Origin of the sequence: Streptomyces sp. NBC_00376 (assembly GCF_036077095.1) — a bacterium.
Lineage (GTDB): Bacteria > Actinomycetota > Actinomycetes > Streptomycetales > Streptomycetaceae > Streptomyces.
Genome location: NZ_CP107960.1, coordinates 6,121,493 through 6,145,037 on the forward strand (window position 1 = coordinate 6,121,493; position 23,545 = coordinate 6,145,037).

The 23,545-nt window shown below is 72.0% G+C and carries 21 protein-coding genes; 12 read left to right on the plus strand and 9 right to left on the minus strand.

The features are described from left to right. Positions 1-113 precede the first annotated feature (113 nt). The 7 genes from OG842_RS27650 (at position 114) to OG842_RS27680 (ending at position 6,617) form a co-directional block, all read left to right on the plus strand. Positions 114-1,445 (plus strand): glycosyltransferase family 4 protein, encoded by a 1,332-nt coding sequence (locus OG842_RS27650; RefSeq protein WP_266737109.1) that lies wholly within the window; start codon positions 114-116, stop codon positions 1,443-1,445. Positions 1,446-1,508: 63 nt separating this feature from the next. Then, positions 1,509-2,267, plus strand: a complete 759-nt coding sequence (locus OG842_RS27655) for a class I SAM-dependent methyltransferase (RefSeq protein WP_266737108.1) — start codon at positions 1,509-1,511, stop codon at positions 2,265-2,267. Next, a complete protein-coding gene (locus tag OG842_RS27660; protein WP_328512568.1) occupies positions 2,264-3,337 on the plus strand; it encodes a prenyltransferase/squalene oxidase repeat-containing protein in 1,074 nt (357 codons plus the stop codon). Before OG842_RS27655 ends, OG842_RS27660 begins: the two co-directional genes overlap by 4 nt. A gap of 158 nt (positions 3,338-3,495) precedes the next feature. Continuing rightward, on the plus strand, positions 3,496-4,047 hold the full coding sequence (locus OG842_RS27665) for a hypothetical protein (RefSeq protein WP_266737383.1): 552 nt from the start codon (positions 3,496-3,498) through the stop codon (positions 4,045-4,047). Between the two features lie 40 nt (positions 4,048-4,087). Then, on the plus strand, positions 4,088-4,864 hold the full coding sequence (locus OG842_RS27670; RefSeq protein ID WP_328512569.1) for a maleylpyruvate isomerase family mycothiol-dependent enzyme: 777 nt from the start codon (positions 4,088-4,090) through the stop codon (positions 4,862-4,864). A gap of 93 nt (positions 4,865-4,957) precedes the next feature. Next, positions 4,958-6,046, plus strand: coding sequence for a PHP domain-containing protein (locus OG842_RS27675; RefSeq protein ID WP_328512570.1), 1,089 nt, complete (start codon positions 4,958-4,960; stop codon positions 6,044-6,046). Positions 6,047-6,050: 4 nt separating this feature from the next. Next, the gene (locus OG842_RS27680; protein WP_266737102.1) at positions 6,051-6,617 is read left to right on the plus strand and encodes a VOC family protein; all 567 of its coding nucleotides are present in this window, start codon (positions 6,051-6,053) and stop codon (positions 6,615-6,617) included. On the opposite strand, the gene OG842_RS27685 is transcribed toward OG842_RS27680, so the two are convergent. From OG842_RS27685 to OG842_RS27715, 7 genes are all read right to left on the minus strand, one after another. Further along, entirely contained in the window at positions 6,610-7,617 is a 1,008-nt protein-coding gene (locus tag OG842_RS27685) for an LLM class F420-dependent oxidoreductase (protein WP_266737100.1), read from the minus strand. The genes OG842_RS27680 and OG842_RS27685 overlap by 8 nt on opposite strands. Positions 7,618-7,737: 120 nt before the next feature. Then, a complete protein-coding gene (locus OG842_RS27690; protein WP_266737098.1) occupies positions 7,738-8,568 on the minus strand; it encodes a hypothetical protein in 831 nt (276 codons plus the stop codon). Between the two features lie 192 nt (positions 8,569-8,760). Beyond that, a complete protein-coding gene (locus OG842_RS27695; protein ID WP_266737096.1) occupies positions 8,761-9,696 on the minus strand; it encodes an N-acetylmuramoyl-L-alanine amidase in 936 nt (311 codons plus the stop codon). A gap of 35 nt (positions 9,697-9,731) precedes the next feature. Continuing rightward, positions 9,732-10,319, minus strand: coding sequence for a class I SAM-dependent methyltransferase (locus OG842_RS27700; protein ID WP_328512687.1), 588 nt, complete (start codon positions 10,317-10,319; stop codon positions 9,732-9,734). Between the two features lie 208 nt (positions 10,320-10,527). After that, positions 10,528-11,856 carry a M20/M25/M40 family metallo-hydrolase gene (locus tag OG842_RS27705; protein ID WP_328512571.1) on the minus strand — a complete coding sequence of 443 codons (1,329 nt, stop codon included), beginning with the start codon at positions 11,854-11,856 and terminating at the stop codon, positions 10,528-10,530. After that, on the minus strand, positions 11,853-13,244 hold the full coding sequence (locus OG842_RS27710; RefSeq protein WP_266737093.1) for a cytosine permease: 1,392 nt from the start codon (positions 13,242-13,244) through the stop codon (positions 11,853-11,855). Before OG842_RS27710 ends, OG842_RS27705 begins: the two co-directional genes overlap by 4 nt. Continuing rightward, positions 13,244-14,197 (minus strand): DUF1177 domain-containing protein, encoded by a 954-nt coding sequence (locus tag OG842_RS27715; protein WP_266737092.1) that lies wholly within the window; start codon positions 14,195-14,197, stop codon positions 13,244-13,246. Before OG842_RS27715 ends, OG842_RS27710 begins: the two co-directional genes overlap by 1 nt. Before the next feature lie 160 nt (positions 14,198-14,357). Here OG842_RS27715 and OG842_RS27720 point away from each other — a divergent pair, with 160 nt between their 5' ends. Continuing rightward, on the plus strand, positions 14,358-15,185 hold the full coding sequence (locus OG842_RS27720) for an IclR family transcriptional regulator (RefSeq protein ID WP_266737091.1): 828 nt from the start codon (positions 14,358-14,360) through the stop codon (positions 15,183-15,185). Between the two features lie 29 nt (positions 15,186-15,214). After that, positions 15,215-15,943 carry a dipeptidase PepE gene (gene pepE / locus OG842_RS27725; RefSeq protein ID WP_266737089.1) on the plus strand — a complete coding sequence of 243 codons (729 nt, stop codon included), beginning with the start codon at positions 15,215-15,217 and terminating at the stop codon, positions 15,941-15,943. Here the strand turns inward: pepE and OG842_RS27730 are convergent. Beyond that, a complete protein-coding gene (locus OG842_RS27730; RefSeq protein WP_328512572.1) occupies positions 15,906-17,708 on the minus strand; it encodes an MFS transporter in 1,803 nt (600 codons plus the stop codon). The two genes, pepE and OG842_RS27730, sit on opposite strands and share 38 nt — an antisense overlap. A gap of 259 nt (positions 17,709-17,967) precedes the next feature. Between OG842_RS27730 and OG842_RS27735 the strand changes: the two genes are divergently transcribed. Genes OG842_RS27735 through OG842_RS27745 form a run of 3 tightly spaced genes read left to right on the plus strand, consistent with a single transcriptional unit; the run spans position 17,968 to position 22,854 of the window. Continuing rightward, a complete protein-coding gene (locus OG842_RS27735) occupies positions 17,968-20,148 on the plus strand; it encodes an acyl-CoA dehydrogenase (RefSeq protein WP_266737087.1) in 2,181 nt (726 codons plus the stop codon). Positions 20,149-20,186: 38 nt separating this feature from the next. Further along, the gene (locus tag OG842_RS27740) at positions 20,187-21,383 is read left to right on the plus strand and encodes a lipid-transfer protein (protein WP_266737380.1); all 1,197 of its coding nucleotides are present in this window, start codon (positions 20,187-20,189) and stop codon (positions 21,381-21,383) included. Between the two features lie 49 nt (positions 21,384-21,432). Beyond that, entirely contained in the window at positions 21,433-22,854 is a 1,422-nt protein-coding gene (locus OG842_RS27745) for an MFS transporter (protein WP_401874337.1), read from the plus strand. A gap of 57 nt (positions 22,855-22,911) precedes the next feature. Here the strand turns inward: OG842_RS27745 and OG842_RS27750 are convergent, their stop codons facing one another. Next, positions 22,912-23,544, minus strand: coding sequence for a response regulator transcription factor (locus OG842_RS27750; RefSeq protein WP_266737378.1), 633 nt, complete (start codon positions 23,542-23,544; stop codon positions 22,912-22,914). Between the last annotated feature and the right edge of the window lies 1 nt (position 23,545).

Sequence of the window (23,545 nt, forward strand, 5' to 3'; positions counted from 1 at the left end):
GACGCTACCTGCCGGTAGATTCGTAGCTCATTGAACGATCCAGTCTGAAACTTGTTCTAGATTAGCGTGAGCGGTTACGCTCCGGCGAACACGCAGGGAGAAGGGGGCCGAGTGTGACCGCTGAGGCCATAGAGTCGGGCCCCCGAACGGGCAGCGACACGTCCGGCACCGCCGACGACCGCCCGTTGCGCATCGCACTCCTCACCTACAAGGGCAACCCCTTCTGCGGCGGCCAGGGCGTCTACGTACGCCACCTCGCCCGCGAGCTCGCCCGCCTCGGCCACAGCGTCGAGGTGATAGGCGCCCAGCCCTACCCGGTGCTCGACGAGGGCGTCCCGCTCACCGAACTGCCGAGCCTGGACCTCTACCGCCAGCCCGACCCGTTCCGCACCCCGAAGCGCGGCGAGTACCGCGACTGGATCGACGCCGCCGAGGTCGCCACCATGTGGACCGGCGGCTTCCCGGAACCGCTCACCTTCAGCCTGCGAGCCCGGCGCCATCTCGCCGCCCGCCGCGGCGAGTTCGACGTCATCCACGACAACCAGACGCTCGGCTACGGGCTGCTCGCGGACCTCGGCGCCCCGCTCGTCACCACGATCCACCACCCCATCACCGTCGACCGGCAGCTCGACCTGGACGCCGCCGACACCCGCCGCCGACGCGCCTCCGTACGCCGCTGGTACGGCTTCACCCGCATGCAGAAGCGGGTCGCCCGCCGGCTGCCCTCGGTGCTCACCGTCTCCGGCTCCTCCCAGCAGGAGATCGTCGACCACCTCGGGGTGCGCCCAGGCCGCATCCACGTCGTGCACATCGGCGCGGACACCGACCTCTGGTCGCCGGACCCCTCGGTCGCCGAGGTGCCCGGCCGGATCGTCACCACCTCCAGCGCCGACGTCCCGCTCAAGGGCCTCGTCCACCTCGTCGAGGCGCTCGCCAAGCTCCGTACCGGGAACCCGAAGGCGCACCTCGTGGTCGTCGGCAAGCGGGCCGAGGACGGACCGGTCGCCCAGGCCATCGAGCGGCACGGACTCCAGGACGCCGTCGAGTTCGTCAAGGGCATCAGCGACGCCGAGCTCGTCGACCTGGTGCGCGGCGCCCAGATCGCCTGCGTCCCCTCGCTGTACGAAGGCTTCTCGCTGCCCGCCGCCGAGGCCATGGCCACCGGCACCCCGCTCGTCGCCACCACCGGCGGCGCGATCCCCGAGGTCGCGGGCCCGGACGGCGAGACCTGCCTGGCCGTCCCGCCCGCCGACGCCGGGGCGCTGGCCGACGCGCTCGCCCGGCTGCTCGGCGACCCGGAGCTGCGCACCCGGCTCGGCGCCGCGGGCCGCGAGCGGGTGCTCTCCCGCTTCACCTGGAAGCAGGCCGCCATCGGAACCGCCGCCCTCTACCGCGAGGCGATCGCCGCCCGGTACGGAGCCACGCGCCCCGGCCGCCGTCGTTGACACCGCCGACCGTTCCCGTCGTACCCGCCCCCGCCCTCCCCCCGACCGCGAAAGCAGGCATTCGTGCTGACCGTGGACTTCACCCGCTTCCCGCTCGCCGCAGGTGACCGAGTGCTCGACCTGGGCTGCGGCGCCGGACGTCACGCCTTCGAGTGCTACCGGCGCGGCGCCCAGGTCGTGGCCCTCGACCAGAACGGCGAGGAGATCCGCGAGGTCGCGAAGTGGTTCGCCGCGATGAAGGAGGCCGGCGAGGCCCCCGAGGGCGCCACCGCCACCGCGATGGAGGGCGACGCGCTCAACCTGCCGTTCCCCGACGAGTCCTTCGACGTCGTGATCATCTCCGAGGTCATGGAGCACATCCCCGACGACAAGGGCGTACTCGCCGAGATGGTCCGGGTCCTCAGGCCCGGCGGCCGGATCGCGATCACCGTGCCGCGCTACGGCCCCGAGAAGGTCTGCTGGACGCTCTCCGACGCCTACCACGAGGTCGAGGGCGGCCACATCCGCATCTACAAGGCCGACGAACTGCTCGGCAAGATCCGCGGAGCCGGCCTCAAGCCGTACGGCACCCACCACGCCCACGCCCTGCACTCGCCGTACTGGTGGCTCAAGTGCGCCTTCGGCGTGGACAACGACAAAGCGCTGCCGGTCCGCGCGTACCACAAGCTGCTGGTCTGGGACATCATGAAGAAGCCCATGGCCACCCGGGTCGCCGAGCAGCTGCTCAACCCGGTCGTCGGCAAGAGCTTCGTGGCGTACGCGACCAAGCCGCACCTGCCCGTGGCCGCCGCAGCCGAGGACCTCACCAAGGCCGAGGCGTGACCGTTCCCGAGCAGACCGAGCACCTCGTACTGCCCGGGGTCCTCACCGCCGAGCAGGCCGCCGAGACCGTCGCGGCCCTCCTCGCCGTGCAGCGCGAGGACGGCGCCCTGCCCTGGTTCCGCGGCCACCACCTCGACCCGTGGGACCACACCGAGGCCGCCATGGCCCTCGACGTGGCGGGCGAACACGCCGCCGCGGAGCGCGCGTACGACTGGCTGGCCCGGCACCAGAACGAGGACGGCTCCTGGTACGCCGCGTACCACGACGGCGACCCGGACCGACCGACCGACCGCTCGCTGGAGACCAACTTCTGCGCGTACGTGGCCGTCGGCGTCTGGCACCACTACCTCGCCACCGGTGACGACGCGTTCGTCGACCGGATGTGGCCGACCGTCTACGCCGCCGTCGAGTTCGTCCTGCGGCTCCAGCAGCCCGGCGGCCAGATCGGCTGGAAGCGCGAGGCCGACGGAACCCCCGTCGACGACGCGCTGCTGACCGGCTGCTCCTCCATCCACCAGGCGCTGCGCTGCGCGCTCGCCATCGCCGAACGGCGCGAGGAGCCGCAGCCCGACTGGGAGTTGGCGACCGGAGCGCTGAGCCATGCGATCCGCAACCACCCGGAACGCTTCCTGGACAAGAGCCACTACTCGATGGACTGGTACTACCCGGTCCTCGGCGGCGCGCTCACCGGGGCGGCCGCCAAGGAGCGCATCGAGGAGAGCTGGGACCGCTTCGTCGTCCCCGGCCTCGGGGTGCGCTGCGTGCTGCCCAACCCCTGGGTGACCGGCGGCGAGAGCTGTGAACTCGCCCTGGCGCTCTGGGTGATGGGCGAGTCCGACCGGGCGCTGGAGATCCTCCAGTCCATCCAGCACCTGCGCGCCGAGGGCGGCATGTACTGGACCGGTTACGTCTTCGAGGGCGACCGGGACTTCTGGCCCCAGGAGCTCACCACCTGGACGGCCGGATCGCTGCTGCTCGCCGTCGCCGCGCTCGGCGGGGACGAGGCGACCGCGGAGGTCTTCGGCGGCGCACACCTGCCGCGCGGACTGGAGCCGGACTGCTGCCGTTAGGTCCTGTCCGGGGACGGATCGGGACCCGGACGGCGTTGCCCGAGTGGCACGCCGTCCAGGGCCGGGCGAACCTTACCGAGAGTGGCTAATTTCGTCACTCACCGTAGAGATCGCCCTGATGTGCCCGGCCAGGGAGGCCCGCTGTGCCCAGTTCCGCCGTGACCGGTTCCGCACCGTTGCGCCGTCTCGTCGTCCCGCCGCTGCTGTGCTGCGCCCTGGTCGTGGGCGCAGCAGGGTGCGGTGGCGGCGACAGCAACAGCGCGAGCAGTTCCGCGTCCCCGAGCGGCACGTCGTCGGCCCAGGCGCAGAAGTTCGCCAAGGCGCGGTTCGTCGCCAACGCAGGGCTCGCGGCCGGTGCGACGTACCAGTGGATCGTGAAGCCGTACCGGGCGGGCAAGTTCAAGAAGGGCGCGGACGGGCGGACGCTCGCCCTGGTCAAGGCCGGGCTCGCGGGCAGCTTCACCTACAACCGGCTGAAGGCGGCGGTGGCCAACGCCAAGGGCGATCCGCTGCTGTCCAAGGCGGTCGCGCCGCTGACGGCGGGCATCGAATCGCTCAAGGGGCTCGGCGAGAAGCTCCGCAAGGGCGAGGCGGGCGCGGGTGACATCGGCGCCTTCGAGGGCGTGATCAACAGCATCAAATCGGCCGGCAGCAGCGCGGGCGCCGAGGTGAAGGACAAGGTGCCAAGCGCCTCGCAGCTCGGCGGGTAATCGGTGGGGTTCGGCCCGTGACCGAACTAGGGTGCGTGGCATGAGCCGACTCACGCACGACCAGTACTGTGACGAAATCATCGCCCGCACCGACGCGTTGAGAGCCACGATCCGTGGCGCGGACCTCGGTGCCACCGTCCCGACCTGCCCGGACTGGACCCTGCGCGAGCTCGTTCTCCACGTCGGCCGGGCCCATCGCTGGGTCGGCGAGATCGTACGCACCCGGGCCACCGAGGTGGTCCCGCCGGAGCGGGTACCGGACTCCGCCCCCGGGAGCGACGACCCCGCCGCGCTCGACGCCTGGCTGGCGGAGGGCGCGGCCGGAACCGTCGAGGAGCTGCGGGCCGCGGGCCCGGAACAGAAGGTGTGGTCCTGGGGCTGGGAGGGGAGCACCGGCTTCTGGGCACGCCGGATGGCGCACGAGACGATCGTCCACCACGCCGACGCGGCGCTCACCGCGCGGACCGGGTACGAGGTGGCGCCGGAGCTGGCCGCCGACACGATCGAGGAGTGGCTGGAGATCGTCGCCTTCGTGCGGGCCGCGGGCGACAGGGAGGCCGCCGAGCTGACCGGGGCCGGGCGCTCCATCCATCTGCACGCCACGGACGTGCCCGGCGCCGAATGGCTGATCGAGTTCGGCGAGGACGGCTTCGCCTGGCGCCGCGCCCACGAGAAGGCCACCGTCGCGCTGCGCGGCCCGCTCACCGACGTCATGCTGGTCTTCAACCGGCGCCTGGCGCCGGACAGCGACCGGGTCGAGGTGCTCGGTGACGCGGAGCTGCTGGACTTCTGGCTGGAGCGCGCCGCGTTCGGCTGAGCGGTCACCCGGTGCCGCTGTGCGGGCCGGGCCGGGCTGAGCGAAGCTGGATGGGAGAGCCCGTAAGTGTCCGGCGGCCCCGTGGAGGTGCCGATGGAGCCCGTCCGCGCCCTGAAACGGATCGCCTTCCTGCTCGAACGCGGCAGGGCCGACACCTACCGTGTGCGGGCGTTCCGCGCTGCCGCCGACGCGGTGGCCGCGATGCCGGACGGCGAGGCGGGCCGGTGTGCGGCGGCCGGTTCGCTGGAGGCGGTCAAGGGCATCGGCCCGAAGACCGCGCAGGTGATCCGGGAGGCGGTGGCCGGGGACGTACCCGGCTATCTGGAACGGCTGGAGGCGGAGGCGGAGGCGGAGGCCACGGCCCGGCCCGCCGAGGGCGGCGAGGAGCTCCTCGCCCTCCAGCGCGGCGACTGCCATCTGCACTCCGACTGGTCGGACGGCGGCAGCCCGATCGAGGAGATGGGCCGCACCGCGGCGGAGCTGGGCCACGAGTGGGCGGCCCTCACCGACCACTCGCCCCGGCTGACCGTGGCGAACGGACTCTCCCCGGACCGGCTGCGCCGCCAGCTGGACGCGGTCGCCGAGCTCAACGCGCGGTGGGCGCCGTTCCGGCTGCTCACCGGCATCGAGTGCGACATCCTCCCCGACGGCTCACTCGACCAGGAGGACGAGCTGCTGGAGCGGCTGGACGTCGTGGTGGTCTCCGCCCACTCCAAGCTCCGGATGGACCCGGCAGCGATGACCAGGCGCCTGATCGCGGCCGTCCGCCACCCGCGGGCGGACATCCTCGGGCACTGCACGGGGCGGCTGGTCGCGGACCGGAAACGCCCGGAGTCCCGGTTCGACGCGGACGCGGTCTTCGCCGCATGCGCGGAGGCCGGCACCGCGGTGGAGATCAACAGCCGGCCGGAACGGCTCGACCCGCCCCGCAGGCTGCTGAGCCGCGCAGTCGCTGCGGGCACCCTCTTCGCCATCGACACCGACGCCCACGCGCCCGGACAGCTGGACTGGCAGATCCACGGCTGCGCCCGGGCCGAGGAGTGCCTGGTCCCGGCGGAACGCGTCGTCACCACCTGGCCGGCCGGTGAACTCCTGGCCTGGTCACGCGGGGGCACGATCCCGGAGCGGGCCCGCTCCGGGGCGGACGGGGCCATCGGCGCAGCCCCGGGACAGGAGCGGTGAAGCCATGACGGCCACAAGCGTGCGAGGCATCGACCACATCGGGGTGACGGTCCCCGACCTGGAGACCGCAACCCTCTTCCTCACCAGGGCCTTCGGCGCCGAGGTGCTCTACGACACCCTGCGCCGCCAGGACGGCCCGAACGGCGGCCCGGACGTCGAGCGTCGGCTCGGCGTACCGGCGGGCACCCAGCAACTGGCGGTCAGGATGCTGGCCCTCCCCGGCGGCGGTCCGGGCATCGAGCTCTGCGAGTTCGAGGGCCCCCGTCGCGAACCCCCGGCGCGGCCCTGCGACTTCGGCTGGCAGCACGTGGCGCTGTACGCCGACGACCTGGACGCGGCCGTCCGGGACTGCGTGGCCGCGGGCGCCTCGCTGCTCGCCGGACCGCAGCCGCTGCCGGGCCCCGAGGCGGGGGAGCACAACCGGTTCGCGTATCTGCGCACCCCGTGGGGCAGCACTCTGCAACTCCTGACCTACCCCGACCCCCAGCCCTGGGAGCGCACCGCGACACGACGGAGCGGACGCCCGGCCGCCACCTGGCCGACCGATCCGGCCCGCCCAGGCCCTAGTTGAGCTCCGCGAGCACCCGCAGTGTGTGCGGGTCCGGTGCCGTCACCAGGAGATCGGTGACCGGTCCCTTGCGCCACAACTCCAGCCGCTCCGCGATCCGTTCACGTGGCCCGACGAGCGAGATCTCGTCCGCGAAGGCGTCCGGTACCGCCAGTACCGCCTCCTGCTTGCGCCCTTCGAGGAACAGTTGCTGGATCCGCCGCGCCTCCTCCTCGAACCCCATCCGCGCCATCAGATCGGCATGGAAGTTACGGGCCGCGTGGCCCATCCCCCCGATGTAGAAGCCGAGCATCGCCTTCACCGGCAGCAGCCCCTCGGCGACATCGTCACAGACCCGGGCCCGCGCCATCGGCGCGATCATGAACCCCTCGGGCAGGTCCGTGAGCGAGGCCTCGTACACATCGGTGCGCATCGGCGACCAGTACAGCGGCAGCCAGCCGTCGGCGATCCTTGTCGTCTGCGCGATGTTCCTCGGCCCCTCCGCCCCGAGCAGCACGGGCAGCCCCGGCCGCAGCGGATGGGTGATCGGCTTCAGCGGCTTGCCCAGACCGGTGGCGTCCGGACCGTTGTACGGGTGGGAGTGGAACCGGCCGTCCAGCTCGACGGGGGCCTCGCGGGCCAGGACCTGGCGGATGACGTCGACGTACTCCCGGGTCGCGGTCAGCGGGCTCTTCGGGAACGGCCGCCCGTACCAGCCCTCCACCACCTGCGGCCCGGACAGCCCGAGGCCGAGTATCATCCGGCCGCCGGAGAGATGGTCGAGGGTGAGGGCGTGCATGGCGGTCGCGGTCGGGGTGCGCGCCGCCATCTGCGCGATGCCGGTGCCCAGCCGGATCCGGGAGGTGTGGGCGGCGATCCAGGTCAGCGGGGTGAAGGCGTCCGAGCCCCAGGCCTCCGCCGTCCACACCGACGCGTACCCCAGCGCCTCGGCCTCCCCGGCCAGCTCCAGATGGGCGGGGTTCGGGCCGCGGCCCCAGTATCCGAGCGCCAGTCCGAGCCGCATGTCCGCCGCCTCCCAGTAGTTCTGACGATGCGTCAGAGAATGAGGTACGGACGGAGGGTACGGCAGCGGCCCCCCGCCCGGAAGGGGCGGAGGGCCGCTGTCGTACCGCGTGTGGTGGGCTCAGCCTCGCTGGATGCCCGTGGTGTCCTGGAGCACGCCGCGACGGCCGTCCTGGGTCTGGGCGATCAGGCCCGGACCGCGCTGCTCCACCGCGAGGTACCAGGTACCGGGCGCCAGTTCGGCGATCGGTGACGGCGAACCGTCCTCCCCGTACAGCGGGCGGGCCACCGGCACCGCGAACCAGAACGGGGTGAAGTCACCGGCCGGCGCACCCGCCGCGGGAGCCTGCTGGGCGTTCCCCTGGGGCTGCGGCTCCGGCCGGCCGGGCTGCGGCTGCGCACCGTAGGGCTGCTGCTGACCCGGCTGGCCGCCGTACGAGGGCTGCTGGGCACCCGGGTAGCCGTATCCCTGGCCGGGCTGCGGCTGGCCGCCGTACGGCGGCTGCACGGCCTGCGGGCGGGGGGCGCTCACCAGCGGGGCCTTGAGCGCGGGGACCAGCGGGGTGGCGATCGCGCCGCCCGCGAGCGCGATCGTGGCCAGCAGGCCGAGGATCATTCCGGCGCCCGCGTCGGGGGCGTCGATGGTCGTCCAGAAGCCCGACCACAGCGCGAAGACACAGAAGGCGGCACCGAATTGACCGAGGTCGAGACCGACGACCTTGCGGGCCGGCATGGAACGGCCGACAACGACCAGTGCCGCACCGATGATCCCGGCCAGGAAGATGCTCATCAGCACACTGAGCGAGTCCCAGGCGTTCGGGGAGTTGTAGTTGGAGCAGTTGATGCCCGCGGGGCAGTCGAAGCCGGAGAGGTCGAGGAAAGAGGCGATGAACAGCACCACCGCTGCTCCGATCACCACGCCGTCGCCTCGAGTGAGGGAGCGGATATTCACGTGAAGGTCCTTAGTCGGTCGTCTCGTCGGGGCGGTCGTCGCTGCCGCCTGTACGGGTACGGCGGGCACAACGTGAAGCTCGGGGGCGGCTCCCCATCGTACGGATGAATCTATCGTCTGCCCGGCCGGGTTGTGCCCCTGCCCGGCCCTCGGACGCACTTCCCCCCAATATCGCCTCAGAACTATCTCTTGCTACCCGTTGAGGTAGCTGCTGATGCCATCGGCGATGCCCTGCGCCGCCTTCTGGCGCCAGCCTGAACTGGTCAGCAGTGCAGCGTCCTTCGGATCACGCATATTGCCGCATTCGATGAACACTTTGGGCACGGTCGACAAATTAAGTCCGCCCAGATCCTTTCGGGTGTCCAACCCGCTATTGCCGCCGACGTAATTGGAAGGTGCACTTCCGGTATCGCGGACGAAGAAACCGGCGATCCTGGTTCCGAGATCGCGTGAGAGCTCGACGATCTTCGAGGTGTCGGCCTTCCCGCCCCGCACCGACGCGGGAAGGATCACATGGAAGCCTCGGTTGCCGACCGCGGAACCGTCCGCGTGCACCGAGACCACGGCATCGGCCCGCGCCTCGTTGCCGATCCGGGCCCGCTCATCGACACACGGCCCGTACGCGCGGTCGTTGTCGTACGTCAGCACGACCTTCGCGCCCTGTTCCTGGAGGAGGGTGCGCAGCCGGTGCGACACGTCGAGGGTGAACCGGGCCTCCGCGTAACCGGAGTTGGTGGACGTGCCGGTGGTGTCGCACTCCTTGTGCGTGGTGCCGATGTCCACCTGGCGGTTGATCTCGCCGGTGTGCAGATGGTTGTTGGGGTTGTGCCCGGGGTCGATGACGACGGTCTTCCCGGACAGCGGCCCGGTGGCCCCGCCGCCCGTGGGCTTCGATGCCTTCGCGGAGGGTGTGGGGGACGCGGACGTCTTCTCCTTCTCCGGCGCCGGAGCGCTCTTCGACGGCGGCGGGGCCGAGGTACCGCCACCGCCCTGCCGGGGCTCGGCCCGTGTCCCGCCGACGTCGCCCGCACCGCAGCCCGCGGCGGTCAGGCACACGGCGACGAGCGCGGTGGCGGCGAGCAGGGACCGGCGGCGCCGGGTGGGGGGAACACTCTCGTCGTACGGCACCACGCGATGCTATCCGGGCACCCCGGCGGCTGCCCTCAGATGCCGGTTCCGGTACGCCGCAGCACCCGCAGCGAATCCGTCACGGACACCTCGGTGAACGCGCCGGACTCCAGCGCCCGCAGGTAGACGCGGTACGGGGCCTGGCCGCCGTGCGCGGGATCCGGGAACACATCGTGGATCACCAGCAGCCCGCCCTCGGCGACATGCGGCGCCCAGCCCTCGTAGTCGCCGTTCGCGTGCTCGTCGGTGTGGCCGCCGTCGATGAAGACGAACCCGAGCTTCCCGCCCCAGACCGCCGCGACCTGCGGGGACCGTCCGACCAGCGCCACGACGTGGTCCTCCAGACCTGCCGCGTGCAGGGTCCGGCGGAAGGTCGGCAGCGTGTCCATCCGCCCGACCTCCGGGTCCACCACGGTCGGGTCGTGGTACTCCCAGCCCGGCTGCTGCTCCTCGCTGCCCCGGTGGTGGTCGACGGTGAGGGCCGTCACACCGGCCGCCCGCGCCGCGTCGGCGAGCAGGATCGTGGAGCGCCCGCAGTACGTACCGACCTCCAGGACGGGCAGCCCCAGCGCGGCGGCCTCGGTGGCGGCCGCGTACAGCGCGAGCCCCTCGCCCACCGGCATGAAGCCCTTGGCGGCCTGGAAGGCGGCGAGAATCTCGGGCGACGGCTCGACGACGGACTCGGCGGGCACGGGTTCCTCCTGGTGGGGACGGTGGCGAGGGGTACGTGTTTCGACGGCGCCCCATCGTGCCGTACGCCCCCGCCGATGGTGTCGGCGGGGGCGTACGAGGGGTGAGCCCGGGTCAGGGCGGTTCGGTCGGGTCGTGAGGTCAGCAGCTCTGCCAGAGGCGGGTCATGACGCGGACGCCGAAGCGCAGGCCCTCCAGCGGGACGCGCTCGTCCACGCCGTGGAAGAGGCGGCCGTAGTCCAGGTCGTGCGGGAGCTTGAGGCCCTTGAAGCCGAAGCAGCGGATGCCGAGGTGGGTGAAGGCCTTGGCGTCGGTGCCGCCCGGGTTGCAGTACGGGACGGGGTGGCCGTCCGGGTCCTCGGCACGCACGGCCTCGCACATGGCATCGACCAGCGGGCCGTCGAACGTCGTCTCCAGCGCGATGTCGTGGTTGACCCACTCCCGGGTGACCGAGGGGAGCAGCAGCTTGTCGATGGTGTCGATCAGCTCCTGCTCGTGGCCGGGGAGGAAGCGGCCGTCCACCCGGGCGGTCGCCTTTCCGGGGATGACGTTGGTCTGGTAACCGGCGTTGAACATGGTGGGGTTCGCGGAGTTGCGGAGCACCACCTGCATGAAGTCGGAGACCGGGCCCAGCTTCGCGAGGCTGCCCTCGATGTCGTCCTCGTCGAACTCGACGCCGTAGAGGCGGGCCGCCTCCTCCAGCAGGGCGCGGACCGGCTCGATCAGCCGGATCGGGAAGGTCTCGCGGCCGATCCGGGTGAGCGACTCGGCGAGGTCGGTGACCGCGTTCTCGTCGTTGGGGGAGGAGCCGTGGCCGGCCCGGCCGGTGGCGGTGAGCTCCATCCAGGCCATGCCGCGCTGGGCGTTCTCGATCGGGTAGAGGCGGCGGGTGTCGTCGATGGCGAAGGAGAAGCCGCCGCCCTCGCCGATCGCCTCGGTGACCCCGGCGAACAGCTCCGGGCGGTGCTCGACCAGCCAGTGGGCGCCGAACTTGCCGCCCGCCTCCTCGTCGGCGAGGAAGGCGAGGACCAGATCGCGCGACGGCCTGGTGCCGGTGCGGGCGAAGTGGCGGGCGGTGGCCAGCATGACGGCCACCGTGTCCTTCATGTCGATCGCGCCGCGGCCCCACAGGTAGCCGTCGCGGATCTCGCCGGAGAACGGCGGGACCTGCCACTCGGAGGCGTCGGCCGGGACGACGTCCAGGTGGCCGTGGACCAGGAGGGCACCACGCTCGGGGTCGGCGCCCGCGATCCGGGCGATGACACTGGCGCGGCCCGGGGCGGACTCGACCAGCTCGGACTCGATGCCCACCTCGGCGAGGCGGCCCACCACCCAGTCGGCGCTCGCGCGCTCGTTGCTGGTGGGGTTGGAGGTGTCGAACCTGATCAGTTCGGCGCAGAGTTCGACGGCCTCGTCCTGGGCCTGGTCGGAGGCCGGGACGAAGGGGACGGAAAAACCGGCGGTGGTCATGCTGCTCCCACGGGGGTTGTCGCGCGGGCGGCGGGGGCGGCGGTGTCGTCCTCGTCGTCCAGGGTGGAGGTGCCGTACGGCTTCACCCAGCCCAGCAGGCCGAGGGCGCTGTACAGGATGAAGGCGGTGGCCAGGGAGTTCAGGGCCGGGATGCCGCCGTCGTAGAACTTGCCGACGCAGAACGCCGCGATCCAGATGACGATGGACATCGGGACCCAGGTCGGCGAGGTCTTCGGCAGGGTCTCGGACTCGCGGGTCTCGTCCAGCGGCTTGCGCATCTTCTTCACGACCCAGTACTCGGCCACGATGATGCCGCCGATCGGCGGGATCGCGACGCCGAGGATGGAGAGGAACTCGGTGAAGTGGGTCATGATCCCGACCGCGGACAGGACCGTGCCCGCGATGCCGAGGACGATCGTGACCGCGCCGCGGTGGATCCGCTTGCCGAAGACGACCTGGAAGAAGTTGACGACGCCGAGCGAGGAGCCGTACAGGTTCCAGTCGTTGATCTTGGCGGTGGACATCAGGACCACGATGACGCCGAAGGCGCCGGAGGTGGAGAGCACGATGTGCGAGACCTCGTTGCTCTTGACCAGGTGCCCCAGGAGCACGCCGGTCAGGCCGACGATGTACTCGGAGAGGATCATCGACGAGGCGCTCTGCAGGAAGACGTGCGAGCCCTTGCGGTTGTACCGGGTCATCTCCGGGGACACGATCGCGCCGGTCATGTAGCCGCCCGCGATGGCGGTGGCGGCGACGGCGAGCGGGATCGTCTGGCCGGGCGGCGGCGAGTGGATCAGCTCGCTGAGCGAGTGGTCCTTCAGCGTCGAGATGATCGACCAGGCGACCATCGCGAAGAACAGCGGCGTCACGATCTTGGCGAAGACGGCCATGTACTTGAAGCCGAAGATCACCAGCGCGGTGATGGCGATGCCCGCCAGCACGCACCACATCCAGGACGGGCCGCCGACCAGCGCCGAGACGCTGTTGCCGAAGATCGTGTTCTGGACGCCGAACCAGCCGACCAGGCTGACCGCGATGACGAAGCTGACCAGCGCCGAGCCGTTGCGGCCGAAGCCGACCCAGCGGGTCAGCATCGGGGTCGCCAGGCCCTCGCGCATACCGGCCAGGCCGATCGCGAAGATCACGATCTCCAGGATCACCGCGCCGAGCGTGAAGGCGAGGAAGGCGTCCCCGAAAGTCATGCCGACACCGATGGTGGCGCCGAGGGTGAACTGCGAGATCGAGCCGGACTGGGCGAGCCACTGGAGCAGCATCGACCAGAAGCCGAACCGCTTGTCGCGCGGCACACGGGAGAGCGCGTAGTCGTCGCTGCCGATGTTCTTGGCCTCGGGGGCCACGGCCTCGGCCTGCGGGGTGGCTGCCATCAGGACTCCTGGGGTGTACGGCCGAAGGTCTGCAGGTGCGTCAGTGACCCGTAGCGGCTGACGAGGTTGTCGAACTCCACCGCGTCGTGGAAGTCCAGTTGACCGCCGCCGAAGGCCTTGGCGACCTCCACGGCGTAGCGGGCGGCGGATGCGATGTCCGTCTCGTGGCTCGCGCCCGTACCGCAGCCGGGCACCGCGGCGGCCGAGGTGATGGCCAGGCCGACGACCGGGGCGGCCGTCGCGGTGGAGGGCTGCAGGATCGAATTGATGTGGTGTGCCCCATTACCGTACGGGGTGATGTCCTGCGTGGTCACGGGGTACGTGACCAACGGCTCACCGGTCACCACGGCCAGCAGCTCGCCGAGCTGCTCGCTGACCCGGAGCACCCAGCCCTCCTTGACGGTGGGCGACAGGGCGAGGCCCTTGTGGTTGATGATCCGGTTGCCCTTGGTGGTGTCGATGGAGAGCACGGCCTCCATCTCGCCGGTCACCTCGTGGCGGTTCATGGTGGCGATGTCCACGGGCGAGCCCATGAACGGCACCGGGTCGTGCGGCTCGGTCGGCGCGTCCGGGCAGATGTGGGTGGCGACGATCACGTCGCCGGGCAGCACATCGCCGCGGCGGCGCATGTCGAGCAGCTTGGCGGCGGTGGCGATCGCCGAGGCGGCGCCGTCGGCGTCGGAGACCAGACCGGTCACCTCGGGCCGGGCGCCGATGCCGCCGAGCCGGCCCACCACGCCCAGCGTGCGGGCGCTGCCACCGGACGTACGTCCGTGCGAGCCCGGGATGCGGACCATCACGAAGTCCGTAGAGCCCTGCTCGCCGGCGACCGTGGTGACCTGTGCGGACGAGCCCTCGGTCCCGCTCACGGAGTCGAGGTACTCGACGACCGTCTTGCCATTGACCTGGGGATCGTCCAGAAGATCGACGATGTCCAGCACGTACTTCAACATGGGGGGCCTTTCTCGCTCATCCGGGCACCCGGGCCGGCGCTGGGGCCTGTCCGGCGGGGGAAGCGCGGGGCGGGGTGCTGAGGCCACATTCGGGATCGGATAGCGTTGAACGCAACTGTTTCCCGTTATTTGCAATTCAGGTCTGAATGGTGAGATGACGATGGCGGACTTCGATCTGGACCGGCGCACCCCCGCCGGAGCCCTGCAAACCGTCGACCGGGCGCTTCTGGTGCTGCTCGCCTTCGAGCGGACCCGGCCCGACTGGGGGGTCACCGAGGTCGCCGAGGAGTTCGGCTGGGACACCTCGGTGGCCCAGCGGCTGCTCGCCACCCTCGCCGGGCGCGGCTTCCTGGTCTCCGACCCGGTCACCCGCCGCTACCGCATCGGCCCCGCCGTGCTGCGCCTGGGCAGGCTCTGGGAGCGCTCCGGATCGCTGGAGCTGCTGGCCGGGCCGGTCCTGGAGGAGCTGCGCCGGGTCACCGGCGACACCGTGCTCTTCTGCCTGCCGGACAGCTTCCACATGCGGTGCGTCGCCGCCGAGGAGGGGGAGGCCGGGCCGCTGCGGTACTACCCGCTGGTCGGCGAGCTCTACCCGGCGCACGCCGGGGCGACCAGCAAGTCGTACTACGCGTACCTCCCCGACGAGCAGCGCCACCGGCTCTTCCGGGGCCGCCCGATGGCCCGCTTCACCGACCGGACGGTCACCGACCCGGACCGGCTGGAGGAGGAGTTCCTCAAGATCCGCGCCCAGGGGTACGCGTGGACGGTCGGCGAGTACGACACCGGCATCGCGACCGTCGCCGTACCGGTCTTCCTGGGGCGCGAACCGTACGGCAGCCTCAGCCTCGGCGGCGCCTCGGAGCTCTTCCGGGACGCGCCGGACGACCGGCTCGACGCACTGCGCCACGCGGCCCAGCTGCTGGAGCGGCGGCTCACCCACCCTCCGCAGCGCCCGAAGCCCCGCACCCGTCGCCCCCGTACCGCCTGATGATCCGGAAGAGAACCAAGAGGAACCCCATGAATCTGCTGCTGCTCTCCAACTCCACCCAGCACGGCCGCGGTTATCTGGAACACGCCATCGACACCGTCACCGGCTTCCTGCCCGCAGGCGCCCGGCTGGCCTTCGTCCCCTACGCGCTCGCCGACTACACCGCCTACACCGCACGCGTCCGCGAGGCCCTCGAACCCCACGGCATCACCGTCCGCGGGGTCCACGAGAACGCCGACCCGGTCGCCGAACTCGCCGCGTCCGACGCCGTGTTCATCGGCGGCGGCAACTCCTTCCGGCTGCTGAGCGCCCTGTACCGGACCGGTCTGCGGGACGCCGTGACCGAGGCGGTACGCAACGGACTGCCGTACATGGGGGCCAGCGCCGGGACGAACATGGCAGCGCCCACCCTGCGCACCACCAACGACATGCCCATCGTGCAGCCGCCGTCCTTCGAGACGCTCGGCCTCGTCCCGTTCCAGATCAACCCGCACTACCTGGACCCGGACCCGGCCAGCACCCACAAGGGCGAGACCCGCGAGGAGCGGCTCACCGAATTCCTGGAGGAGAACGACGTACCGGTGCTCGGCCTGCGCGAGGGATCGTGGCTGCGGGTCGACGGGCGCCAGGCGCGGGTGCAGGGCGCCCGCCCCGCCCGGCTGTTCACCCGCGGCGCGCAGCCGCAGGAGCTCCCGGCGGGGTCGGACGTCTCTCATCTGCTCACGACGACACCGCGGTTCGACGCTCCGGTGCGCTGACACCCAGCACCAGATCGGCGTCGACGGGCAGGCCGTCGCCCGGGTACGCGGCCGGGCGGGCGCTCGGCGTGTACCCGGTCGCGGACCCGGCCAGCACGAAGTCGCCGCCGTGCGGCGCGGCCAGCGCGTAGTGGCCGTCCTCGTCCGTCACGGTGAGACCGGCCTGCCGGCCCCGGTGGTCGATCAGCGTGACGTTGGCGCGGACCACCGGGGCGCCGCCCCCGTCCAGCACCCGGCCGCGGAAGCCGCCCGAACCGGCGACAGGGCGGGAGGTGCCCGGTACCGGGGCCGGGTCCTGGGCGTCCCCGGCGCTGCTCGCCAGCAGCGCCGGGCGCATCGCCTCGCGCCGCGACGGCAGGAACGAGGCCAGCACCAGCCCGATCACCACCGCACCCGTCGCGATCAGGAACGAGATGCGGAACCCCTCCATCGAGGGCAGCACCGCCCCGCCGCTGCGCACCGAGGTGTTGGCCAGCACCATGCCGATCACGGCGCTCGACACCGACGTACCGATCGACCGCATCAGGGTGTTCAGGCCGTTGGCGGCACCCGTCTCCGACGGATCGACGGCCCCGATGATCAGCGCGGGCAGCGAGGAGTAGGCGAGCCCGATGCCGGCGCCGAGCATCACCGCGATCACCACCGTCTGCCAGGCGGCGCTCATCAGCCCGAGCCCGGCCCCGTAACCGATCGCGATGACCAGCATGCCGAGCATCAGCGAGACCTTGGGGCCCCGGCGGGCGGACAGCCGGGCGTACAGCGGGGCGACGAGCATCATCGTCAGGCCGAGCGGCGCCACGCACAGCCCCGCGACCACCATCGACTGCCCGAGGCCGTACCCCGTCGACGCCGGCAGCTGGAGCAGCTGCGGCAGGACCAGTGAGACGGCGTAGAAGGCGACCCCGACCATGATCGAGGCGAGGTTGGTGAGCAGCACCTCGCGCCGGGCCGTGGTCCGCAGATCGACCAGCGGGGCCGGGCTGCGCAGCTCGAACAGGCCCCACAGGACGAGGATCGCCAGCGAGGCGCCGATCAGCCCGAGGGTGCTGCCCGAGGTCCAGCCCCAGTCGCTGCCCTTGGTGATGGGCAGCAACAGGCAGACCAGGCCGAGCGACAGCCCCAGCGCGCCGACGAGGTCGAACCGGCCGGGCGCGCGCAGCGTGGGCTCCGGCACGACCAGGACGGTGAGCGCCATCGACAGCACACCGAGACCGGCCGCGCCGAGGAACAGGGTGTGCCAGTCGGAGTGCTGGGCGACCAGCGCGGCGGCGGGCAGCGCCAGGCCGCCGCCGACCCCGATCGAGGAGCTCATCAGCGCCATCGCCGAGCCGAGCCGCTCGGGCGGCAGCTCGTCGCGCATGATGCCGATGCCCAGCGGGATGGCGCCCATGGCGAAGCCCTGGAGCGCGCGTCCCACGATCATGATCACGAGGTCGTCGGTGGAGGCGCATATCAATGAGCCGGCCACCATCACGGCGAGGCTGGCGAGCAGCATCCTCCGCTTGCCGTAGAGGTCACCGAGCCGCCCCATGATCGGGGTGGAGACGGCCCCCGCGAGCAGCGTCGCGGTCATCACCCAGGTGGCGTTCGACGGGTCGGTGTGGAGAAGGGCGGGCAGGTCCTTGATGACGGGGACGAGCAGGGTCTGCATCACCGCGACGGTGATGCCCGCGAAGGCGAGCACGGGGACGACCCCGCCACCCGCCCTGCGCGGCCTCGGATCGGGGAGTTCCCCGGTGTGCTGTCCGTTCGTCGTCTGTGGCATACGTGCGCCTCCGGGCGGCGTGATCGAGGTTCTGGGCAGGCATGCGGGCGGCGCGGGCGGGCAGCGCCCGACCGCCAAGTGTGTGCAGCGTGAAACCTTCCCGGTGTCGGCGGTATTCCGGTGAACGCGGTGCGAACGGGGGCACTACGGCGCACTCGGCCGGAGCGCGCGGAGATCCCTCCGTCATCTGACCTTCCGTCAGAATGGAACGTGTTCTACTCTTGCGCCGTTCCAGTGGCTGCGACCGGCGAGGATCCGCATGGGCATCGGAATCACCGAAGAACACAGGGAGTTGGCGCAGTCCGTACGGGGCTGGCTGGCGCGCGCCGTACCTCCGAAGGAGATCCGCGCACTCCTCGACGCGGACCCGCCCGGTACCTCCGGCGTGCGCCCCGGGTACTGGGACGGGCTCGCCGGACAGGGCCTGCTCGCCATCCATCTGCCCGAGGAGCACGGGGGCGGGGGCGGCCGGCTCCTCGATCTGGCCGTGGTCCTCGAAGAGGCCGGCCGGGCCGCGCTCCCCGGCCCGTACCTGTCGAGCGCCCTGGCCTCCGCCGTACTGCACACGGCGGGCCCGCCCGGCCTCGTGCGCGACCTCGCGTCCGGTACGCGCATCGGCGCCGTCGCCCTCGGACCCGGCACCCTCACCGCCGTCGAGCGCGAGGACGGCCATCTGCTCGACGGCACGGCGCCGCCCATCCTCTCCGGAGCCGAGGCCGACCTGCTGCTCCTGCCCGCCGAATCGGCCACCGGCACCCTCTGGTTCGCCGTCGACTCCGCCACCGCCGGGCTGACCGCGCGCCCGCACCGGGGCGCCGACCCGACCCGGCCCACCGCCGAGGTCCACGCCGAAGGCGTACTCGTCCCGGCCGGCCGCCTCGTACGGACCAGCACCACCCGCGTCCGCGACCTGGCCGCCGTCCTCCTCGCCGCCGAAGCCTGCGGAACCGCGGCCAGGGCACTGCACACCGCCGCCGAACACGCCAAGGTGCGCGAACAGTTCGGCCGCCCCATCGGACAGTTCCAGGGCGTCAAGCACCTCTGCGCCGACATGCTCGTACGCGTCGAGCGGGCCCGTGCGCTGGCGTGGGACGCGGCCCGCGCCGCCGACGAGGAGACGGACCCGGACGTACGGTCCATGGTCGCCGCCCTCGCCGCCTCGGACGCCCTCGACGCCGCGTACGGCTGCGCCAAGGACTGCATCCAGATCCTCGGTGGCATCGGCTTCACCTGGGAGCACGACGCCCATCTGTATCTGCGCCGGGCCCTGGTGGCCCGCCAGTTGCTGGGGACCGGCGACAGCCACCGGCTGCGGGCCGTCCGGCTGGCCGAGGGCGGCGCGCGCCGCTCGCTCGCCCTCGAACTGCCCGCCGACGCCGCCGCCCACCGGGCCGCCGCGCGCGAGGCCGTCGCCGCCGCCCGCGGCCTCGACCCGAAGGCGGTCCGCCGCACCCTCGCACCGACCGGCTACGCCGCCCCGTACCTCCCCGCCCCCTACGGCCTGGGCGCAGGCCCCGTACAACAACTCGCCATCCAGCAGGAGTTGAAGGAACAAGGGGTGAAGCTGAGCGACCTCGGGATCGCCACCTGGGTGGTGCCCTCGCTCCTCGCCCACGGGACGGCCGAGCAGCAGGAGCGCTACCTGCTGCCCACCCTGCGCGGCGAACTCCTTTGGTGCCAGCTGTTCTCGGAGCCCGACGCGGGATCCGACCTCGCCTCGCTGCGCACGAAGGCGGAACGGACCGACGAGGGCTGGCGGATCAACGGCCAGAAGGTGTGGACGAGCGCTGCCCAGTGGGCCGACCACGGGATCCTGCTCGCCAGGACCGACCCGGACGCCCCCAAGCACCAGGGGATCGGCTACTTCCTCGTCGACATGAAGAACACCCCGGGCATCGGGATCCGGCCGCTGAAGGAGATCACCGGCGACGCCCTCTTCAACGAGGTGTACTTCGACGACGTCCTGCTGCCCGCCGACGCCGTCGTGGGCGAGCCCACCGGCGGCTGGAAGGTCGCCCGCAACACCCTGGGCAACGAACGCGTCCACATGGCCGACCAGATGACCTTCGACACCGGCCTGGAGGCGCTGATCGCCCGCTCCGGCGAACTCGACGGCGCCTGCCGGGCCCGCATCGGAGCACTCGCCGCCGAGGCACACGCACTGGGCTGCATCGGGCTGCGCACCACGATGCGGCAGGTCTCCGGGCTCGAACCCGGCGCGGGTGCCTCCGTCCGCAAGCTCGTCCAGACCACCCACCAGCAGAAGGTCGCCGAACTCGCCCTCGAACTGCTCGGCCCGGCGGGCGCGGCCGGCGAGGGGCCGGGGGAGCGGGCCCTGCACGGCTTCCTGATGTCCCGCTGCCTGACCATCGCGGGCGGCACCACCCAGGTTCAGCTCAATGTCGTCGCCGAGCGCATTCTCGGCCTCCCGCGCGATTGAAGGGACTTTCCATGAAGCCCATGAAGCCCATGAAGCTCATGAAGGCGTACGTCGTCGGCGTCGGAATGACGAAGTTCGAGAAGCCCGAGACCCGCGACTGGCAGTACTGGGACATGGCGAAGGAGGCCGGGACGGCGGCGCTCGACGACGCCGGGGTCACGTACGAGCAGATCCAGCAGGCCGTCGTCGGCTACTGCTTCCAGCCCTCCACCGCCGGTCAGCGCGCGGTGTACGGACTCGGCCTGACCGGGATCCCCGTCTACAACGTCAACAACAACTGCGCCACCGGCTCCACCGCCCTGATGATGGCCCGGCAGTTCGTCGAGGGCGGCGGCAGCGACTGCGTCCTCGCGCTCGGCTTCGAGAAGATGACGCGCGGCGCGCTCGGCGGTGGTGGCGCGGACGGCGGTGCCGCCGACTTCAAGACGTCACCCGTCGCCCGGCACTACGGGATCATGGCCGCCGCCCACGGCTTCGAGATGAGCCCGCCCACCGCCCAGATATTCGGCAACGCGGCCCGCGAGCACATGGAGCGGTACGGGACGACCGAGGCGCAGCTCGCCGCGGTCGGCGCCAAGAACCACCGGCACTCGGTGAACAACCCGTACGCCCAGTTCCAGGACCCGTACACGGTCGAGGAGATACTCGCCGCGAAGACCGTCCACCGCCCGCTGACCAAGCTCCAGTGCTCACCCACCTCGGACGGCGCGGCCGCCGCCGTGGTCGTGTCGGAACGCTTCGTCGAGACCCACGGCCTGGGCGACAGGGCGGTCGAGATCGTCGCCCAGGCCATGACCACCGACACCACCGACTCCTTCGCCTCGGGGACCTGCATCGACGCCGTGGGCCGGCCGATGTCGCAGGCCGCCGCCCGGCAGGTCTACGAGGCGTCCGGGCTCTCGGCCGCCGACCTGGACGTCATCGAACTGCACGACTGCTTCTCCATCAACGAACTCCTCACCTACGAGGCGCTCGGGCTGTGCGGCGAGGGCGAGTCCGGGAAGCTCGTCGAGTCGGGCGCCACCACATACGGCGGGCGCTGGGTGGTCAACCCGTCCGGCGGGCTGATCTCCAAGGGACACCCGCTCGGCGCCACCGGCATCGCCCAGACCGCCGAACTGACCTGGCAGCTCAGGGGCGAGGCGGGAAACAGGCAGGTGAAGGATGCCCGGGTCGGCCTCGCCCACAACATCGGGCTCGGCGGAGCGGCGGTGGTGACGCTGCTGCGGCGGTAGGCCCGAATACCGATGTACGGGGCGATGCGCGGGTGCGAGTATGACGGACATGGTTGACGTCACCACGCCCGCGCCGCCGCGAGAGCGGACCAGCACCCGCACCTGGGCGGCGGTGCTCGCCGCCTGCATCGGCCAGTTCCTCGTCGTGCTCGACGTGTCCGTCGTCAACGTCGCCCTGCCGTCCATGCGTTCCGACCTCCAGATGAGCTCCGCCGGACTCCAGTGGGTGCTCAACGCCTACTCGATCGCGTTCGCCGGATTCATGCTCCTCGGCGGACGCGCCGCGGACATATACGGCCGCAAGCGGATGTTCCTCATAGGGCTCGGCCTGTTCACCGCCGCCTCCCTGGCCGGCGGGCTCGCCCAGGAGGGCTGGCAGCTGCTCGCCGCCCGCGCCGCGCAGGGGCTCGGCGCCGCCGTGCTCGCCCCCGCCACCCTGACCCTGCTCACCACCGCCGTCCCCGAGGGCCCGGCCAGGACGAAGGCGATCGGCACCTGGATGGCCGTCGGTGCGGGCGGCGGCGCGGCCGGCGGGCTGATCGGCGGGGTGCTGACCGATCTGCTCTCCTGGCGCTGGGTGCTGCTGGTCAACGTACCCATCGGGGTGCTGGTTCTGGCCGGCGCCGCCGTCCGGCTCGTGGAGGGCCGGGCCGGGGACCGGCGGCGGATCGACCTCCTGGGCGCGGTACTGGTCACGGTGGGCCTCGCCTGCGTCGCGTACGGCATCGTGCAGACCGAGGAGTCGGGGTGGGCCGCGACGGCGACCCTGGCACCGCTGCTCGGCGGGGTGGCCCTGCTGGGCGTCTTCGTGGCGGTGGAGGCCCGGACGGCGGAGCCGCTGATGCCGCTGCGGGTGCTCGGGGCGCGGGCGGTGACATCGGCCAACGCGGCGATGTTCGTGATCGGTTCGGCGACCTTCTCGATGTGGTACTTCATGACCGTGTACGCCCAGGCCGTGCTGGACTACAGCCCGCTGGAGGCCGGACTCGCCCTGATGCCCACGTCATTGGCGATCGTTCTCGGCTCGAAGTGCGCGCCCAGGGTGATGGCCGTGACCGGCACGAAGAACCTGGCGCTCATCGGTACGGCGGTCGCCGCGGCCGGTTTCGGCTGGCAGTCCACGATGGGCGCCGACGGTTCGTACCTCACCTCGGTCTGCCTGCCAGGGATCCTGATGATGGCCGGTGCGGGCCTGGCGTCCACGCCGCTCGCCTCGCTGGCCATCACCGGCGCGGCCCCCGGCGAGGCCGGTCTGGTCTCCGGGCTCGTCAACACCTCCCGCACGATGGGCGGTGCGCTCGGTCTCGCCGTGCTCTCCACCGTCGCGGCGGCCCGCACCGCGGGCGGCACCGGACCGGAGGAGCTCACGGCCGGGTACGCGCTCGCCTTCCGGACGGCCGGCACGGTGCTGCTGGGCGGGCTGCTGCTGATGGTGCTCTGGCTGCCGCGCGCCCGGTCTGCCAGGCGCTGAGGCGAGAGGCCCGCCCGCGCCCGGTCGGCCCGGCGCTGAGACGCGGGGCCGCAGGCCCTACAGCCACCCCTGCTGTCGCGCCGCCCGCACCGCCTCCATCCGGTTGCGGGTCCCCGTCTTGCCGATCGCCGCGGACAGGTAGTTCCGCACCGTCGACTCGGACAGATGCAGCCTTGCCGCGATGTCGGCGACCGTCGCCCCGTCCACCGAGGCGTTCAGCGCGTCCCGTTCCCGCGCGGTCAGCGGGCTCGGGCCGGCACTGAGTGCGGCGGCGGCCAGCGCCGGGTCGATCACCGTCTCCCCGCCCAGCACCCGGCGGATCGCGGCGGCGAGCTCCTCGACCGGACCGTCCTTGACCAGGAACCCCGCCGCCCCGGCCTCCATCGCCCGGCGCAGATAGCCGGGGCGGCCGAACGTGGTGAGGATCAGCACCCGGCAGTCCGGTACCTCCTCGCGCAGATCGGCGGCGGCGTCCAGCCCGCTGCGGCCCGGCAGTTCGATGTCGAGCAGCGCCACATCGGGGCGGGACAGCAGCGCGGCGTCCACGATCTCGTCCCCGGCGGCCACCTGCGCCACGACCTCGATGTCGGGCTCCAGACCGAGCAGCAGCGCGAGCGCGCCCCGCATCATTCCCTGGTCCTCGGCGAGCAGCACACGTACGGACTTGGCCGGACGGTGGTCCTGCGGCATC

What these genes read in the sequence shown, in the direction of transcription:
- OG842_RS27700 (WP_328512687.1), bottom strand. Translation starts at nt 10,319, where the DNA reads ATGCCGGTGGGCGAGGGGCTCGCGCTGTACGCGGCCGCCACCGAGGCC.
- OG842_RS27710 (WP_266737093.1), bottom strand. Translation starts at nt 13,244, where the DNA reads ATGGCAGCCACCCCGCAGGCCGAGGCCGTGGCCCCCGAGGCCAAGAAC.
- OG842_RS27720 (WP_266737091.1), top strand. Translation starts at nt 14,358, where the DNA reads ATGGCGGACTTCGATCTGGACCGGCGCACCCCCGCCGGAGCCCTGCAA.
- OG842_RS27705 (WP_328512571.1), bottom strand. Translation starts at nt 11,856, where the DNA reads ATGACCACCGCCGGTTTTTCCGTCCCCTTCGTCCCGGCCTCCGACCAG.
- OG842_RS27680 (WP_266737102.1), top strand. Translation starts at nt 6,051, where the DNA reads ATGACGGCCACAAGCGTGCGAGGCATCGACCACATCGGGGTGACGGTC.
- OG842_RS27670 (WP_328512569.1), top strand. Translation starts at nt 4,088, where the DNA reads ATGAGCCGACTCACGCACGACCAGTACTGTGACGAAATCATCGCCCGC.
- pepE (WP_266737089.1), top strand. Translation starts at nt 15,215, where the DNA reads ATGAATCTGCTGCTGCTCTCCAACTCCACCCAGCACGGCCGCGGTTAT.
- OG842_RS27745 (WP_401874337.1), top strand. Translation starts at nt 21,433, where the DNA reads ATGGTTGACGTCACCACGCCCGCGCCGCCGCGAGAGCGGACCAGCACC.
- OG842_RS27750 (WP_266737378.1), bottom strand. Translation starts at nt 23,544, where the DNA reads ATGCCGCAGGACCACCGTCCGGCCAAGTCCGTACGTGTGCTGCTCGCC.
- OG842_RS27730 (WP_328512572.1), bottom strand. Translation starts at nt 17,708, where the DNA reads ATGCCACAGACGACGAACGGACAGCACACCGGGGAACTCCCCGATCCG.
- OG842_RS27715 (WP_266737092.1), bottom strand. Translation starts at nt 14,197, where the DNA reads ATGTTGAAGTACGTGCTGGACATCGTCGATCTTCTGGACGATCCCCAG.
- OG842_RS27675 (WP_328512570.1), top strand. Translation starts at nt 4,958, where the DNA reads ATGGAGCCCGTCCGCGCCCTGAAACGGATCGCCTTCCTGCTCGAACGC.
- OG842_RS27685 (WP_266737100.1), bottom strand. Translation starts at nt 7,617, where the DNA reads ATGCGGCTCGGACTGGCGCTCGGATACTGGGGCCGCGGCCCGAACCCC.
- OG842_RS27735 (WP_266737087.1), top strand. Translation starts at nt 17,968, where the DNA reads ATGGGCATCGGAATCACCGAAGAACACAGGGAGTTGGCGCAGTCCGTA.
- OG842_RS27740 (WP_266737380.1), top strand. Translation starts at nt 20,187, where the DNA reads ATGAAGGCGTACGTCGTCGGCGTCGGAATGACGAAGTTCGAGAAGCCC.